15 protein-coding genes are annotated in these 12,622 nt (G+C 44.7%); 14 read left to right on the forward strand and 1 reads right to left on the reverse strand.

The genetic code is table 11. The annotated features are described in order from the left end of the window. Nucleotides 1-184 precede the first annotated feature (184 nt). The 13 genes from AC23P2_RS23315 (at nucleotide 185) to AC23P2_RS23375 (ending at nucleotide 10,848) form a co-directional block, all read left to right on the forward strand. Nucleotides 185-2,107, forward strand: a complete 1,923-nt coding sequence (locus AC23P2_RS23315; protein WP_487775433.1) for a hypothetical protein — start codon at nucleotides 185-187, stop codon at nucleotides 2,105-2,107. Between the two features lie 11 nt (nucleotides 2,108-2,118). Next, a complete protein-coding gene (locus tag AC23P2_RS23320; RefSeq protein WP_487775434.1) occupies nucleotides 2,119-3,168 on the forward strand; it encodes a ferritin-like domain-containing protein in 1,050 nt (349 codons plus the stop codon). Nucleotides 3,169-3,248: 80 nt separating this feature from the next. Next, nucleotides 3,249-3,707: a VOC family protein gene (locus AC23P2_RS23325; protein WP_487775435.1), complete on the forward strand. Its 459-nt coding sequence runs from the start codon at nucleotides 3,249-3,251 to the stop codon at nucleotides 3,705-3,707. 355 nt (nucleotides 3,708-4,062) lie between these two features. Next, on the forward strand, nucleotides 4,063-4,374 hold the full coding sequence (locus tag AC23P2_RS23330; RefSeq protein WP_487775468.1) for a DUF1801 domain-containing protein: 312 nt from the start codon (nucleotides 4,063-4,065) through the stop codon (nucleotides 4,372-4,374). Between the two features lie 29 nt (nucleotides 4,375-4,403). Further along, entirely contained in the window at nucleotides 4,404-5,018 is a 615-nt protein-coding gene (locus tag AC23P2_RS23335) for a Crp/Fnr family transcriptional regulator (protein WP_487775436.1), read from the forward strand. Between the two features lie 52 nt (nucleotides 5,019-5,070). After that, entirely contained in the window at nucleotides 5,071-5,697 is a 627-nt protein-coding gene (locus tag AC23P2_RS23340; RefSeq protein ID WP_487775437.1) for a hypothetical protein, read from the forward strand. A gap of 52 nt (nucleotides 5,698-5,749) precedes the next feature. Further along, complete coding sequence (locus AC23P2_RS23345) at nucleotides 5,750-6,832, forward strand: serine hydrolase domain-containing protein (protein ID WP_487775438.1); 1,083 nt, start codon at nucleotides 5,750-5,752, stop codon at nucleotides 6,830-6,832. A gap of 27 nt (nucleotides 6,833-6,859) precedes the next feature. Then, the gene (locus AC23P2_RS23350; RefSeq protein ID WP_487775439.1) at nucleotides 6,860-7,423 is read left to right on the forward strand and encodes a Crp/Fnr family transcriptional regulator; all 564 of its coding nucleotides are present in this window, start codon (nucleotides 6,860-6,862) and stop codon (nucleotides 7,421-7,423) included. Between the two features lie 87 nt (nucleotides 7,424-7,510). Further along, entirely contained in the window at nucleotides 7,511-7,966 is a 456-nt protein-coding gene (locus AC23P2_RS23355; RefSeq protein ID WP_487775440.1) for a hypothetical protein, read from the forward strand. Between the two features lie 4 nt (nucleotides 7,967-7,970). Further along, nucleotides 7,971-8,672, forward strand: coding sequence for a DUF4386 domain-containing protein (locus AC23P2_RS23360; protein ID WP_487775441.1), 702 nt, complete (start codon nucleotides 7,971-7,973; stop codon nucleotides 8,670-8,672). A gap of 162 nt (nucleotides 8,673-8,834) precedes the next feature. Continuing rightward, nucleotides 8,835-9,116 carry an antibiotic biosynthesis monooxygenase gene (locus AC23P2_RS23365; RefSeq protein ID WP_487775442.1) on the forward strand — a complete coding sequence of 94 codons (282 nt, stop codon included), beginning with the start codon at nucleotides 8,835-8,837 and terminating at the stop codon, nucleotides 9,114-9,116. A gap of 146 nt (nucleotides 9,117-9,262) precedes the next feature. Continuing rightward, a complete protein-coding gene (locus AC23P2_RS23370) occupies nucleotides 9,263-9,901 on the forward strand; it encodes a trimeric intracellular cation channel family protein (RefSeq protein ID WP_487775443.1) in 639 nt (212 codons plus the stop codon). A gap of 125 nt (nucleotides 9,902-10,026) precedes the next feature. Next, nucleotides 10,027-10,848, forward strand: coding sequence for a hypothetical protein (locus AC23P2_RS23375; protein WP_487775444.1), 822 nt, complete (start codon nucleotides 10,027-10,029; stop codon nucleotides 10,846-10,848). On the opposite strand, the gene AC23P2_RS23380 is transcribed toward AC23P2_RS23375, so the two are convergent. Continuing rightward, entirely contained in the window at nucleotides 10,789-11,706 is a 918-nt protein-coding gene (locus tag AC23P2_RS23380) for a DMT family transporter (protein WP_487775445.1), read from the reverse strand. The genes AC23P2_RS23375 and AC23P2_RS23380 overlap by 60 nt on opposite strands. A 224-nt stretch (nucleotides 11,707-11,930) precedes the next feature. Between AC23P2_RS23380 and AC23P2_RS23385 the strand changes: the two genes are divergently transcribed. After that, the gene (locus tag AC23P2_RS23385) at nucleotides 11,931-12,506 is read left to right on the forward strand and encodes a pentapeptide repeat-containing protein (RefSeq protein ID WP_487775446.1); all 576 of its coding nucleotides are present in this window, start codon (nucleotides 11,931-11,933) and stop codon (nucleotides 12,504-12,506) included. Nucleotides 12,507-12,622: the final 116 nt, after the last annotated feature.

Consider the following 12,622-nt stretch of genomic DNA (forward strand, 5'->3'; position numbering starts at 1 on the left):
AACATTCTAGCCTCTGGCGTTACGCCCCGCCCATGCCTTAGTTCATGGTCGATAGTTCATGGTCGATAGTCCATAGTTTATAGTCCATGGACTGTGAACCATAGACTGTGGATCATAAACTATGGACTGCCCGTACTTCCCAATTAGTAACTCGTCATTCCCATAACCAGTAACCAAAAAAAACATGTCTTATTTACATTTTCCTAGAATTGTATTCTCTGGAGACTTTTCCTCGGATGTTTCCACCGTCAACAACGACACGCAGCACTACAACAATGCCACCTTTGAGTCGAGTTTTCAGCTTCCTGGGCAAGGGGCGACCAACGGCTGGTGGAACCCCGAGGGCGGGGCTACCTTTGGCTTCCAAAACTGCACGATTCAGCAAGCCACCAACGAAAACGGAACGACCATTACCGACCCTGCCTTGGACGGCATCATTGGACAGCTGGTGACGGGTGCCGAAGGGCGTAACTCTGGCAAAATGGTGGACTTAGACCCCGACCAACAAATGGTTTCGGAGCTTTGGGGCGTGACCTTCCGAATCCTCTCGGCCCACAATGAGTTGTTGCTCGAAGGAAGAATCAAACCCACGGGTTTTCGAGATTTGCAGCGCCGACAAACCAACAGCGGACAACCCAACGGTCAACCCATGGGTGCTTCGTGGACGTCGGTGCTGGAAGATGTTAAATACGGAAAATTGGCCGAAACATCGCCCATTTTAATGGCATTGAAGGCCACAACCCAACAAAACAAAATCAGCATCAATCTCAACGGATTTGGCTACTATTACGCTCATGCCGACGGGCGCTTTTCGCTCGGAAAAATCCTCGGCAGTATCGGCCCCTGGTTTGAAAATGAGCCTGATTTGTTTGCCCCCGCGCGGAGATTGTACGGGGTCTATCAAAGAGGCCAAGTGTTTGGCGGTTCCAATTTCATTTTTGATGCTGCCAACGCCCGCTTGTCGATTGACTTGGGCGGTTCGTTTCCCATCGCCGATTCGATCGGAAGCATCAATTTTAGCAATGATTTGTACTTGGCAGTCAGTAAACAGCCACTTACCAACCCACCTGCGATTAAAAACGTGCTCATCGACGGTAGTCAGCTTGAAATAATTGGCAAGGTCCCGTACCAACAAGGCGCTACTTGGCTCAATAGCACTTGCGGCATTGTCGATTTCAATATGCTGTCGGCAGAGGTGGTGAGTGACCTGAAAAACAATCAGTTGGTTCTCGTAGCAGCCAGCAGCAGTTCTACCCAATATTTACTCATCGCCCGCGAAGCGATTGATGGCATCGTGTGCCGCGCCGACAATTTTGTGCAGCGCATCGATACCAACCAAAAAGTGACGGTCAACCTCTACGCTTACCAGTTTGGGCAGCCGTTGCCACAAACGGAAATCACGATTACGATGGAGCCGCCCACGCCCGATACGCCCAAAGACAAAAATTCGCCCCCGATTTCTATCACCTACGGCAATAACAAACCGCAGGACGGGTTGAGTTTTGCGCCTTCTTGCCAAACCAACGCCCAAGGCATGGCCCAAATCGAAATCACGGGCAACAGCATCCATTCGCCACGGGTGTATATCGACGGGCAAATCTACCTCTTGGACTATACCTTGGCCAATCAGCAACCCGACAGCGCCATTCCTGGAGCCGCCCCGATGTCCATTTCTGTGCATTTACGGGACGATTTCCCCATCCCCGAAACCCCCACTTGGAGCGACATTTCGGAGATGATGACGCAGTTTGCCAACTTGTACCCCATCATGAGCAAGTACTTCATCAATTTTGCGGATCCGCAAGCCATGATTGCCAAAAAAGACATTCTGAAATTTGCTTTTACCCGCGACATTCACGACCCCATTTACATGCCCGCCACGCGGGACTTATCCGAGACCAAACGACTCACGATTTTAAAGTGGTTGGACAACCCCATCGTCGATGACCCCGCCACTACGGGAGCCAAGTTGAAAAGCGCCGATGCTGATGCCGTACTCGATACGGTGCCACTATCCGAACAAAAACAACAATTGATAGAGGCCACTAAACTCAAAAATGGCGCTCTCCTCAATTTCCCAGCGTTAACCAATTTGTTTGAATTCTAAACCCAACCATCATGCTCAAGATAAGTCCAAAATTTGTAAGTGCGGTTCAAAATGCAAAAAGCTTAGCGGAGCTTTTTCCGATGCTGCAAAATGCCATTGAGTTGGAACATTCAACCATTCCTCCGTACCTAACCGCATTGTTTTCGTTCAAAGCCAATACCGAGTCTGATATCCGAAAAGTCATCCACTCGATTGTCATTGAAGAGATGTTGCACATGACCATTGCGGCCAACATCCTCAATGCCGTAGGAGGGTGCCCCGTCATTTCTCGTGCCGATTTTGTTCCCAATTACCCCACGCATTTACCGATGGGCATTGGCGGTTCGCTCATTGTGGGCATCGAAAAATACTCCCTCGACGTCGTACACGACGTTTTTATGGAAATCGAAGAACCCGAAAACCCCATTGAGTTTAAAAGTATGACGCTGGCCGCGACCGAGGCTACCTACAAAACCATCGGGGATTTTTATCGGGCGTTGCAGGCCAAAATAGCTGAGCTCGCCCCCGACGAGTTGCCAGGCAATCCTGCCAAACAAGTAACTTCCAGCTTTTTCTCTTCCGACCTCCTCTACCCCATCCTGACCAAAACGGACGCCATCAATGCCATCAACGTCATTGTGGAACAAGGGGAGGGAAGCGAAGTGTCGCCGTTGGGCACCGACGATGAACTCGCCCACTATTATAAATTTGAGGAATTGTACAAAGGCAGGGAACTCGTCAGAGACCCGAGCGCCCCAAACGGTTATTCGTTTACGGGTCCCGTTATCCCGTTTGACCCAACGAATGTATGGCCGTTGTATCCCAATACAAAAGCGGAAATGTTGCCGCAAGGCTCCGAAGAACGGCGACTGCTAGACTCGTTTAATCAAACGTACAGTAACCTCCTTTTTGGACTTCACCAAACCTTTAATGGCCATCCCAACAACCTGAATAATACCATCGGGCTGATGTTTGATTTGAGGCTTGCTTGCCAAAAACTCGCCGAAATGCCTTTCCCAGGTCAAGATGGCTACACCATCGGGCCGTCTTATGAGTTTGTACAACCCAATACGCCCGTTTAACTTTTTGACACAGAGACGCTAAGGCGCAAAGTTTTTTACGCCTTAGCGTTCATTTTACTCCTACAACTTACAACACAATTATGAACTTTCATTTACAACAATTGGTCACCAAAGTATCGGTCAGCGACGTACTCCACTCAAAAGCATTTTACGAAAATGTATTGGGATTTACCGTAGATGAACGCTACACCATCAGCGACGGAGGTACGTACGGCACCAACTCCTACCTCGAAATGAATGCCCCCTGCGCACAGGGCGGGACTTTCACAATTGGGTTGTACAAAGACATTGACGCGCCTTACCCATCCATGCCCGCCAACGGCACGGTGCCCAGTTTTATCGTGGACGATATTAAGGCGACATTGCAAGATTTGCTCCAACAAGGGGTGGTGGTGATGCCTATGGGCGGCGGCGAAGGCGATGACAAGTACATCATTTCCAATACCTCCGACGAAGGCTACGTTGACCTCTTCTTTTTCTTCTGCGACCCCGACAACAACTCCTTGGTCATTAGACAGAACATGGGGAAGAGTAGCTGAGTTTTGGAAGTCGCGTCGGAGACGCTGGGCCTATTTTGCCCCAAATGGCACTTTGGGGTGGGCTGGGCAGTCCGCCCCAACTTTCTGGTTGGGGCGGGATGAGAAAGGGCTCATTCGATAATTTCTTGGAAGTTTGGGGCAACTTTTCTATTTTTCAGGCTCCAAGGGAATAGTTGGGACGATGGATGATGAACCCAAAAAATAACGTCCCACTCGCGCTATCAGAAAACAAACTCCCTCAGCGCATTCCGTAGAAAATAACAACTTTTGCAAAATGAAAAATACAGAAGTGACAAAGTTCTTGGACGAGCAAGAGCATCCGTTTAGAAATGAAATAGAGTAATTAAGAAATTACATTTTATCTGCAAATCCAGATTTAACAGAAAATATAAAATGGAATGCCCCCAACTACTGCTTTGGCAATGCGGATAGAATTACGATGAAAATTCAACCTCCAACAAAACAGGTTCAATTGATTTTTCATAGAGGAGCAAGCAAACAAACGCAACCTGAAGATAAACTAATTTTGAATAAAAGTACGTTGTTGGTTTGGAAAGAAAATGACCGAGCCATTATAACTTTCAAAAACCTGGAAGACATCGAAAACGGTAAATCAGAATTGACAGAGATTGTCAATGAATGGATCAATGCAACGCCTTTGCACTAAATATAACAAACGACAGCAACAGCAAAACCATGAAAAACACCCTGTTTGACTTTATTTCAAAATATATTACTCTGACAGAAGATGAAAAAAACGTTCTACTTTCATTAAACCTCTTTCACTCTGTTAAGAAAGGGACAATTTTACTCAAAGAAGGACAAAAATCGAAAGAGAGCTACTTCGTACTAAAAGGCTGTATTAGAACTTATTATATTTTAGACGGGGAAGAAAAAACCACTGCTTTCTACACCGAAATGGAAGCATTGACGCCTCCTTGCGTGGTAAGCAAAACCCCATCTGAGTATTACATCAGTTGTGTTGAAGACAGTATTCTTACCGTTTCAAATTTGGATATGGAAATAGAAGTCAACAGCAAGTTTCCCAAGTTTGAAATCATGTGTCGGATGCTGTCGGAGGAATTGTTGGCGAAACAACGTATAGACTTTGACGAGTTCAAGACTTCTTCCCCCGAACAACGCTACCTGAACTTACTACATAAAAGACCCGACCTTTTTCAGCGGGTGCCACAACACCAATTAGCCAGCTATTTGGGCATCAAACCCCAGTCTTTGAGCAGACTACGCGCCAGAATTACGGAGAAAGATAAAAGCTCAGGTGCGTTTCTTAACTTAAGTGAACGAGGTTAGGCAATCCCTACATCTACTTTTGCAGCATCGTTTAACATTAATGAAAACAGACATGCAAAAGAAAACTTTATGGATTGGGCTTGCTTTAATGCTCGTAGTTAGTTCTCAGGTAAAGGCACAATATGCCCAACAAGACAGCACCTACAAACGGTGGTTTGTTGGCAGTACGGTATTTTTATTGGGTAATTTGGCCACTACCAATCCCCCCAATTTCGCGCAACTCAACATTGGCTATCGTATTACAGGAAAAGATGTCGTTACAATAGAACCCAAAACATGGAAATATGCTTGGCCAAATGGGATTCACCCCTTTTTAAACAATTCATACGGAAAACCAGAAGAAAAATTCCCAGGGTACGTCCGTGAGTATGGCGTTTCAGTGGCGTACCAACGGTTCTTGTGGAAAGGTTTATACGCCGAGCTGAATGTTATGCCAACGTTGCAAAAATTCGTGAATAATGACGGTAAAAAAATTGACAATGGCTTTCAGATTTTCAACACGTACCGCATTGGTTATCACATCAAACTCTTCAAGGACAGGTTCTTTATTCAACCATCCATTGCCATTACCCACCGTGCTTATCACACAACATTACCTGATGGATTCAAACAGTTGGATGATAAATGGTCAAAATTCGTCTGGGGAGAACCTGGCTTTCATTTTGGGTATAATTTTTAATAGCTCATTGGTAACTTGCAATGTTGAACAGAAAACAGCCAACACAACCTTTATGAAAATGGTAACCGCCGCTTGCTTTGTCCTAAGTATCACTTGCAGCTTGGCCCAAAAAACGGTTTCTTTTGCCGATTCAATCCGTAAAGCTTACCACATACCCGAAATTAACTATGCCGTCGTCGATGCCAATTCTACCTTAGAAATTGCCGCATTGGGAAGGCATTCTATCGCACTCAACGACACGGCCACCCTCAACGACCGCTTTCACATTGGCTCCAACACCAAAGCCATGACGGCTTTTATCATTGCCAAGTATGTAGAAAAAGGCAAGCTAAAATGGACAACGAAGTTTTTTGAGGTATTTCCCGAATGGAAAAAGAAAAGTAAACCTGCCTACGCCGCCATTACTTTGCAGGACTTGCTCTCGCACAAAGCTGGAATTTGGCCTTTTCAGGGAGAGAATGACCCAGTAATCCCTCCTTTCAAGGGGACAAATCCACAAAAAAGGAAGCAGTTTGGGGCATTTGCACTCACCCTCGACCCCGTAAAAATGGACGAAAATACCCCATTTATTTATTCCAATGCAGGTTATACCCTAGCGACCTTGATGCTAGAGAAAGTCACTACCAAGAGTTGGGAGCAGTTGGTGGACGAAGAATTGAACAAAAAACTCAAGCTAAGCGTCCAATTGTCTTGGCCCGAAAATCAGAAGCATAGAGATACGTGGGGGCATAGTTTTGAAAACGGCAAATTGCAGCCGATACCCTCCACCTTCGATTACCGTTTGGACTATACAGAACCTGCAGGAGACATCAACATACGTCTCACCGATTACGTCAAATTTATCCAACTGAATTTGCAAGGGCTGAGTGGACAAAAAAACTACCTCACTCCTGCCACCTATCAGTTTATTCACAAGGGTATTGAAAATTACTCCCTCGGCTGGTACAACATTTACGAAAACGGCAACGAACTTTCGACCCACTCAGGAACCGTCGGTACGTACTATACCATTGCCCACATCGACAGGCTCAAAAACAAAGCTTACCTTATTTTTACCAACTCGTTCAGCCCCGACACCCAACAAGGCGTGCGGCTTTTGATGAGAAAGCTAAAAGAAAATTACGGCCGCCAATGATCCACCTATCCCCACCCAACATAACTCATGAGAAAAGTACAATCCTATTTCGAGTCACTTGGTTTTTCGGGGGAAGACCTTGAAAAAATTCTCAACGCTTTTGAATTACGGCATTTTAACAAGAACGATTTTCTGGTGGAAGAAGGCAAAATAAGCCGATACATCGGTTTCGTAGAAAGTGGGATGTTTCAATATTACGTCATAAAAGAGGGCGAAGAAGTAACTTCGTATGTGTCCATCGAAAACACTTTTTTTGCGTCGGTGTATAGTTTCATCAGCGAAAAACCCGCCCTCGAAAACGTAAAAGCATTGACTGACAGCAGTATCAGTCTAGTTTCCAAGACCAACCTAAAAATGTTGGTAGCCGAAATTCCTGCTTTCAAAGATTTCTACATTGGTTTGTTAGAAGCCAGTATTTGTGGCATCGATGCCAGCCGTCACGATTTGATTGTACTCACTGCCGAACAACGCTACGAGAAACTCCTCAAAACCGAACCGCATCTTTTGCAACATATTCCGCTGCAACATTTGGCGTCGATGCTTGGTGTTACGCCACGGCATTTGAGCCGAATTAGAAATAAAATCCGCTGATTTTCGCTTTTGGACATTTGTCTAGTAGAAAGAAATCTTGAGTCAGGAAATTTGCATCATCAATTAACGATTAAAATGCAAATCAAAATGAAGCAAGTATTTTTTACATTATTCGCACTTCTTTTATCGTCTGTCGCTTTCTCGCAAAGCCGTTTTTCAAACAACGAAATCAGCATCAATGGGTTCCGTAATCCTTCTATCGGCGTAGAATATCGTCACAAACACATTTCGGTTCACGCGGGCTATTACATCACTGCTTTTGAATCGGGCGTGACCACAAAATTCATCAAAACAGGCGTTACAGCTTGGTTTTTACCCGTTGGCAAAAAAGGAAATCCTTCTTCATTTTATGCAGGTGTTTCGTATTTAAGAGGCTTTAATTTAGACTACGAAAACCAAAATGCGTTAGGAATGGAAGCAGGTTTCCGATGGATGGTTTGGAAAGGTCTTAACCTACGAATCGGCGGAATAGCAGTAGCTTCCAAAGGTCACGATTTGAAAATTAATCCAACACCTGGTATCAGCTATTCCTTTTTCTTTTAAGTCCATGAAAAATAATACAAAAACAATCGGTATTTTACTGATGATAGCTACCGTTGCATTGCTTATTCCTTACACAATGCTCACGATGCGTTTTGACTATCCCGATATTTTGAGAAAAGATACCGCAAGCGTTTTACAAAGATTTTATGAAGGTGGAAATTCTTTAATTTGGACCTGGTTTGCTTTTGCCGTTACGGGTTTGCCGCTGATTCCTGCGTATATAATGATGGGTCAAAAATTGGAGAATAAAGTCCCATCAATTCGCACAGCGACTATGATTGGCGTCGTTGGATTGGTGGTGCAAATGATTGGTTTATTGAGGTGGACTTTTGTAGTACCCGTTCTTGCCGATACTTTTGTGAATGCTACGGACGAGGCTACCAAAGCAGCGGCTATTGTTTCTTTCAAGGCCATTCATCAGTTTGGTGGCGTAATTTTGGGCGAACATCTCGGGCAACTTTTTACCATTACTTGGACATTGCTGATGACTTTCGCATTTTCAAAACTAAAACTAATGCCAAAATGGGCCAATGTTTTGGGTGTTGTAGGCTCGGTGATTTATCTGTTGGCACAAGCCGAATTATTTGCAACCGTTATCAAAGGTTTTCCTGTATGGGATTTGGCTGGATTTCTTGGCAGCACGCTTTGGCTGATTTGGCTCATAATTGTCGGTAGTGTGTTCATTAAAAGGAATGATTTAATCTAAAAATTCAGCAAAAAATGGCAACAAAAATCGTTTTCTTCATCACTATTTTGGCGCACTATCGGCTTGGTGAGTTTGCTTTTAGCCGCAGTTTTTGGAACAAAATAAAATTAAACGGTATATTTGACCATCCACTCTGCATACCACAACCTTCAACCTTCTCTCATGGAATATGTTCTAATCATTCACGAAGTAGCCGACTATGACGCCTGGAAAGCTATTTTTGACCAAGCCGCAGGCATCCGAAAAGAAGCAGGCGAACAATCGTACCAAGTCTTAAAGTATGAAAACGACGCCAACAAAATCGTCCACTTCTCCGTTTGGAATAGCTTAGAAAACGCCAAAGCTTTTTTTGAATCGCCCAAACTGGTACAAATCCGAAAAGATGCAGGCGTAAAATCTCCCGATTTCATTTATTTGAAGGAGTTAGAAAAAGGAGTACTTTAACTCGGGTTGTAAGCAACCCTGAGCACAGCGGGCGAACTCGGGTTGTGAGCAACCCTCGGCACAGAAAAACGGGTTGTAAGCAACCCTCAGCACGGACCCTCAGCACAAAATTCGACATTCTGCATTCGACACTCGACACTAAAAAAATGCTTCCCCCCAACACCCTTCTCCTTACTTCCATCGACCTGATTGGCACCTTCGTTTTTGCCCTCAGTGGCATCGAGCTTGCTTCCAACAAAAAAGTGGATTGGTTTGGGGCGTACCTGATTGGGCTGGTTACTGCCATTGGCGGTGGTACAGTCAGGGATGTGTTGTTGGGTATTCGACCATTTTGGATGCAGGAGAGTCACTATTTTATTATGACAGGCATCGCGTTGGTGGCAGCACTTTTGTTCAAAGACAAAATTTTCAAGTGGCAGCGGGCATTGTTTTTGTTCGATGCCATTGGGCTGGGGCTGTTCACTACGGTGGGTATTAGTAAGAGCCTTGCGATGGATTTACCATTTTGGGTGTGCATTGTTATGGGGACTGTCACGGGGTCGATTGGCGGCGTTATTCGCGATGTATTGCTCAACGAAGTGCCCCTCTTGCTGCGCAAAGACATTTACGCCTTGGCTTGCGTTGCGGGGGGATTGGTGTATTATGCGGGTCTTCAAGTGGGTTTTTCTACCAGTTTTACCCAGCTCATCGCCGCGATTATAGTGATTTTTGTCCGTATCATTGCCCAAAAATACCGAATTCACCTGCCCGTCGTTTCTATAAAAAAAGACACGAATCGCCCGTAATCACAGCATTTCAACCTCCTAAAAATACACTTCCCCCTATTGCATTTGTTGGTTGAGCCCATTTTAAAGTATTTAAAGTTGCTGACTAAGGTATTTTTGGCATTGAAAACATTATCTTCAATCCCATGAACTTCCTTACTGAACTCAAATCTCGCAACGAAACGCTCTTTTACTTTGGCTTAATCTGCAACCTACTGGCGTTGGCCTTTTTGGTTCTTAGCCAAGTGACCATAGTTCAAGTTTTTAAGGTAAACGCGTGGAACAAACCTTTGAAATTCGCTTTATCCATTGGAGCTTACGCATGGACAATGGCTTGGTATTGTTACTATTTACCCAAATTTAACCTATCGCTTTTCAACTGGACTACCGTTTTATTGCTTGGTTTTGAACTCCTCTACATTGCTTTTCAAGCGAACAGAGGGCAGTTATCGCATTACAACGTAAGCAGCCCAATCTATTCACTATTATACGGATTGATGGCCGTAGCCGCCAGCGCCACTACCATTTACACGGCCTACATCGGATGGCTATTCATGCAGCAAGAGTTTCCCACCCTCCCACTCCATTATCTGTGGGCCATTCGGTTGGGTATTCTTTTGTTTGTGATTTTTGCGTTTGAGGGCTTTGCAATGGGTTCACGCCTCAACCACAGCGTAGGTGCCTACAACGACAATTCCAATTTGTTTGTGTTGGGGTGGAGTAAAACCGTCGGCGACCTCCGCGTTGCTCATTTTATCGGGATGCACGCTTTGCAAGTGTTGCCCATTCTTTCTTTTTATTTGCTCAAAAATACCAAAGCCACTGTCGTTGTCGCGGCGTTGTATGGGCTACTTGCGATTGCCTCATTGGTACAGGCGCTACAAGCAAAACCGTTGTTGAGGCAAATGCTATTGAGCCTCTTTTTTCCCTTTCTGAAAGGCAATCAATACTCCCGAAACGATAATTAATACAATCCCAAACCAGCTCAATGTGGCAGGTAGCGCATCGCCAAGAAAGATGCCGAAGATGACCGAGAAAACGATGTTGGAATAACCAATAGCTGCTACTTCCGCCGATTTTCCGAAGGTAAAGGCTTTGGTCAAAAAGAGTTGTCCCAACAAAGCCGAAATCGCCAACAACGCAATCCACAGCCAATCGGTACCCGCAGGTTGCACGTATTTTGCAATGAGGAACGACCATTCGGGGGCCTCTACCATTTCACCCAAGCCGAGTGAAAGCATCGGCATCAAAATCCCCGAAAGCATAAACGACAGCACAATGCTGCGGGAGTCGTAATAGCCCGCCAACTGCGCAATACTCATGTAGGCCAAGGCCGTCATAATGGCATTGGTGAGGCCGAGAGCGTGGTGTTTTAGGCTCAAGAAATCGGTGTGAAACTGCGGCAAAAAGATGAAACAAATCCCCGAAAATCCGATAAAAATAGCCCACCAAACGGGTGTTGAAAGTTTTTCTTTTAAGAACACAACGCCAATCAGCGCCAAGAAAACGGGGTACGATTGCTGGTAGGTAATGGCTTCGGCCAAGCCGATTTTGGTCACGGCAAAGAAGAACAAATACAGTGCCAAGGTCCCGATAATTCCTCGAAAAACAAGTAATCCTAGCCTTCCGCCTGTCTGCACCAAAGGCCGTTGCAAAACGCTAAACAACACAAAAAGAACGCCAATAATGTTCCGAAAAAAAACCAGTTCGACGGAGCTAATGTGTTTGCCTAACACCCGCGTACAAGCCCCCGAAACCGAGAAGCAAAATGCCGCAAACAACATACTAAGTAAGCCTGAAGAAGAAGGAGAGAGATTATTTTTCACGTTTAGCGAGGACGTTTCTTGATGGTTCTTTGCATCACTGCTTTGACAGTATGTTAAATTAAGTTGGATACAAGCAGTAAAGTTCCCATTTGAGTTTCAACTTCTTTTTCACACAGATTGACCCAAATGCTTTTCACAGATGTTCTGCGTGAAAAAACTTTGTTAATCCAAAGACCACTTTTAGCACTATTTTTGGGGCAAAAACTTGAAAATTCTGCCTCACGATGCAAGAAAGCTACATACAAGACCAATTGTTTGATAAACAAAACTTCACCGAAATACCTCTCCCCAAAGGCGAATACGAAAGCTGTGTGTTTCAAAATTGCCTTTTTTCGGACAGCGATTTAACAAGCATCAAATTCATCGACTGCGAATTTAAAGGCTGCAACTTGAGCATGGTAAATCTGAAAAATACGACCTTGAATGGGGTGGTTTTTAAAGATTGTAAACTTTTGGGACTACGATTCGACAACTGCAACGGTTTCGGGCTTTCTTTCTCTTTTGAAGGCTGCCAACTCAATCATTCCTCTTTTTTTCGGACAAAAATCAAAAAAACGCACTTTAAAGATACCCAACTCCAAGGGGTTGATTTTGTAGAATGTGACTTGACGCAGGCGGTTTTCAACAATTGCAACCTTGAACTTGCAAGTTTTGACCGTACTTTGCTTGAAAAGGCAGATTTTAGGTCGTCGTACAACTACGTGATTAACCCCGAAACCAACAAAATTAAAAAAGCGAAGTTCTCGCTTTTGGGCGTGGCGGGGTTGTTGGAAAAGTATGACATAGTGATTGAGAAGTAAATCAACCGAGACTGTCTCAAAAGTCTGGTATCACCAAATTATCTTCGGCTTCTATTCAACCTCACCCCCTAAATCCCCCTCTCCTTTCTGGAGATGGGGACTTTTTAAGCCCTTCT

The sequence above is a fragment of the Runella sp. R0.1_18 genome, assembly GCF_057652155.1.

Coding starts and splice junctions, on each gene's coding strand:
- AC23P2_RS23315 (WP_487775433.1), top strand. CDS start 185: ATGTCTTATTTACATTTTCCTAGAATTGTATTCTCTGGAGACTTTTCC.
- AC23P2_RS23320 (WP_487775434.1), top strand. CDS start 2,119: ATGCTCAAGATAAGTCCAAAATTTGTAAGTGCGGTTCAAAATGCAAAA.
- AC23P2_RS23325 (WP_487775435.1), top strand. CDS start 3,249: ATGAACTTTCATTTACAACAATTGGTCACCAAAGTATCGGTCAGCGAC.
- AC23P2_RS23335 (WP_487775436.1), top strand. CDS start 4,404: ATGAAAAACACCCTGTTTGACTTTATTTCAAAATATATTACTCTGACA.
- AC23P2_RS23340 (WP_487775437.1), top strand. CDS start 5,071: ATGCAAAAGAAAACTTTATGGATTGGGCTTGCTTTAATGCTCGTAGTT.
- AC23P2_RS23345 (WP_487775438.1), top strand. CDS start 5,750: ATGAAAATGGTAACCGCCGCTTGCTTTGTCCTAAGTATCACTTGCAGC.
- AC23P2_RS23350 (WP_487775439.1), top strand. CDS start 6,860: ATGAGAAAAGTACAATCCTATTTCGAGTCACTTGGTTTTTCGGGGGAA.
- AC23P2_RS23355 (WP_487775440.1), top strand. CDS start 7,511: ATGAAGCAAGTATTTTTTACATTATTCGCACTTCTTTTATCGTCTGTC.
- AC23P2_RS23360 (WP_487775441.1), top strand. CDS start 7,971: ATGAAAAATAATACAAAAACAATCGGTATTTTACTGATGATAGCTACC.
- AC23P2_RS23365 (WP_487775442.1), top strand. CDS start 8,835: ATGGAATATGTTCTAATCATTCACGAAGTAGCCGACTATGACGCCTGG.
- AC23P2_RS23370 (WP_487775443.1), top strand. CDS start 9,263: ATGCTTCCCCCCAACACCCTTCTCCTTACTTCCATCGACCTGATTGGC.
- AC23P2_RS23375 (WP_487775444.1), top strand. CDS start 10,027: ATGAACTTCCTTACTGAACTCAAATCTCGCAACGAAACGCTCTTTTAC.
- AC23P2_RS23385 (WP_487775446.1), top strand. CDS start 11,931: ATGCAAGAAAGCTACATACAAGACCAATTGTTTGATAAACAAAACTTC.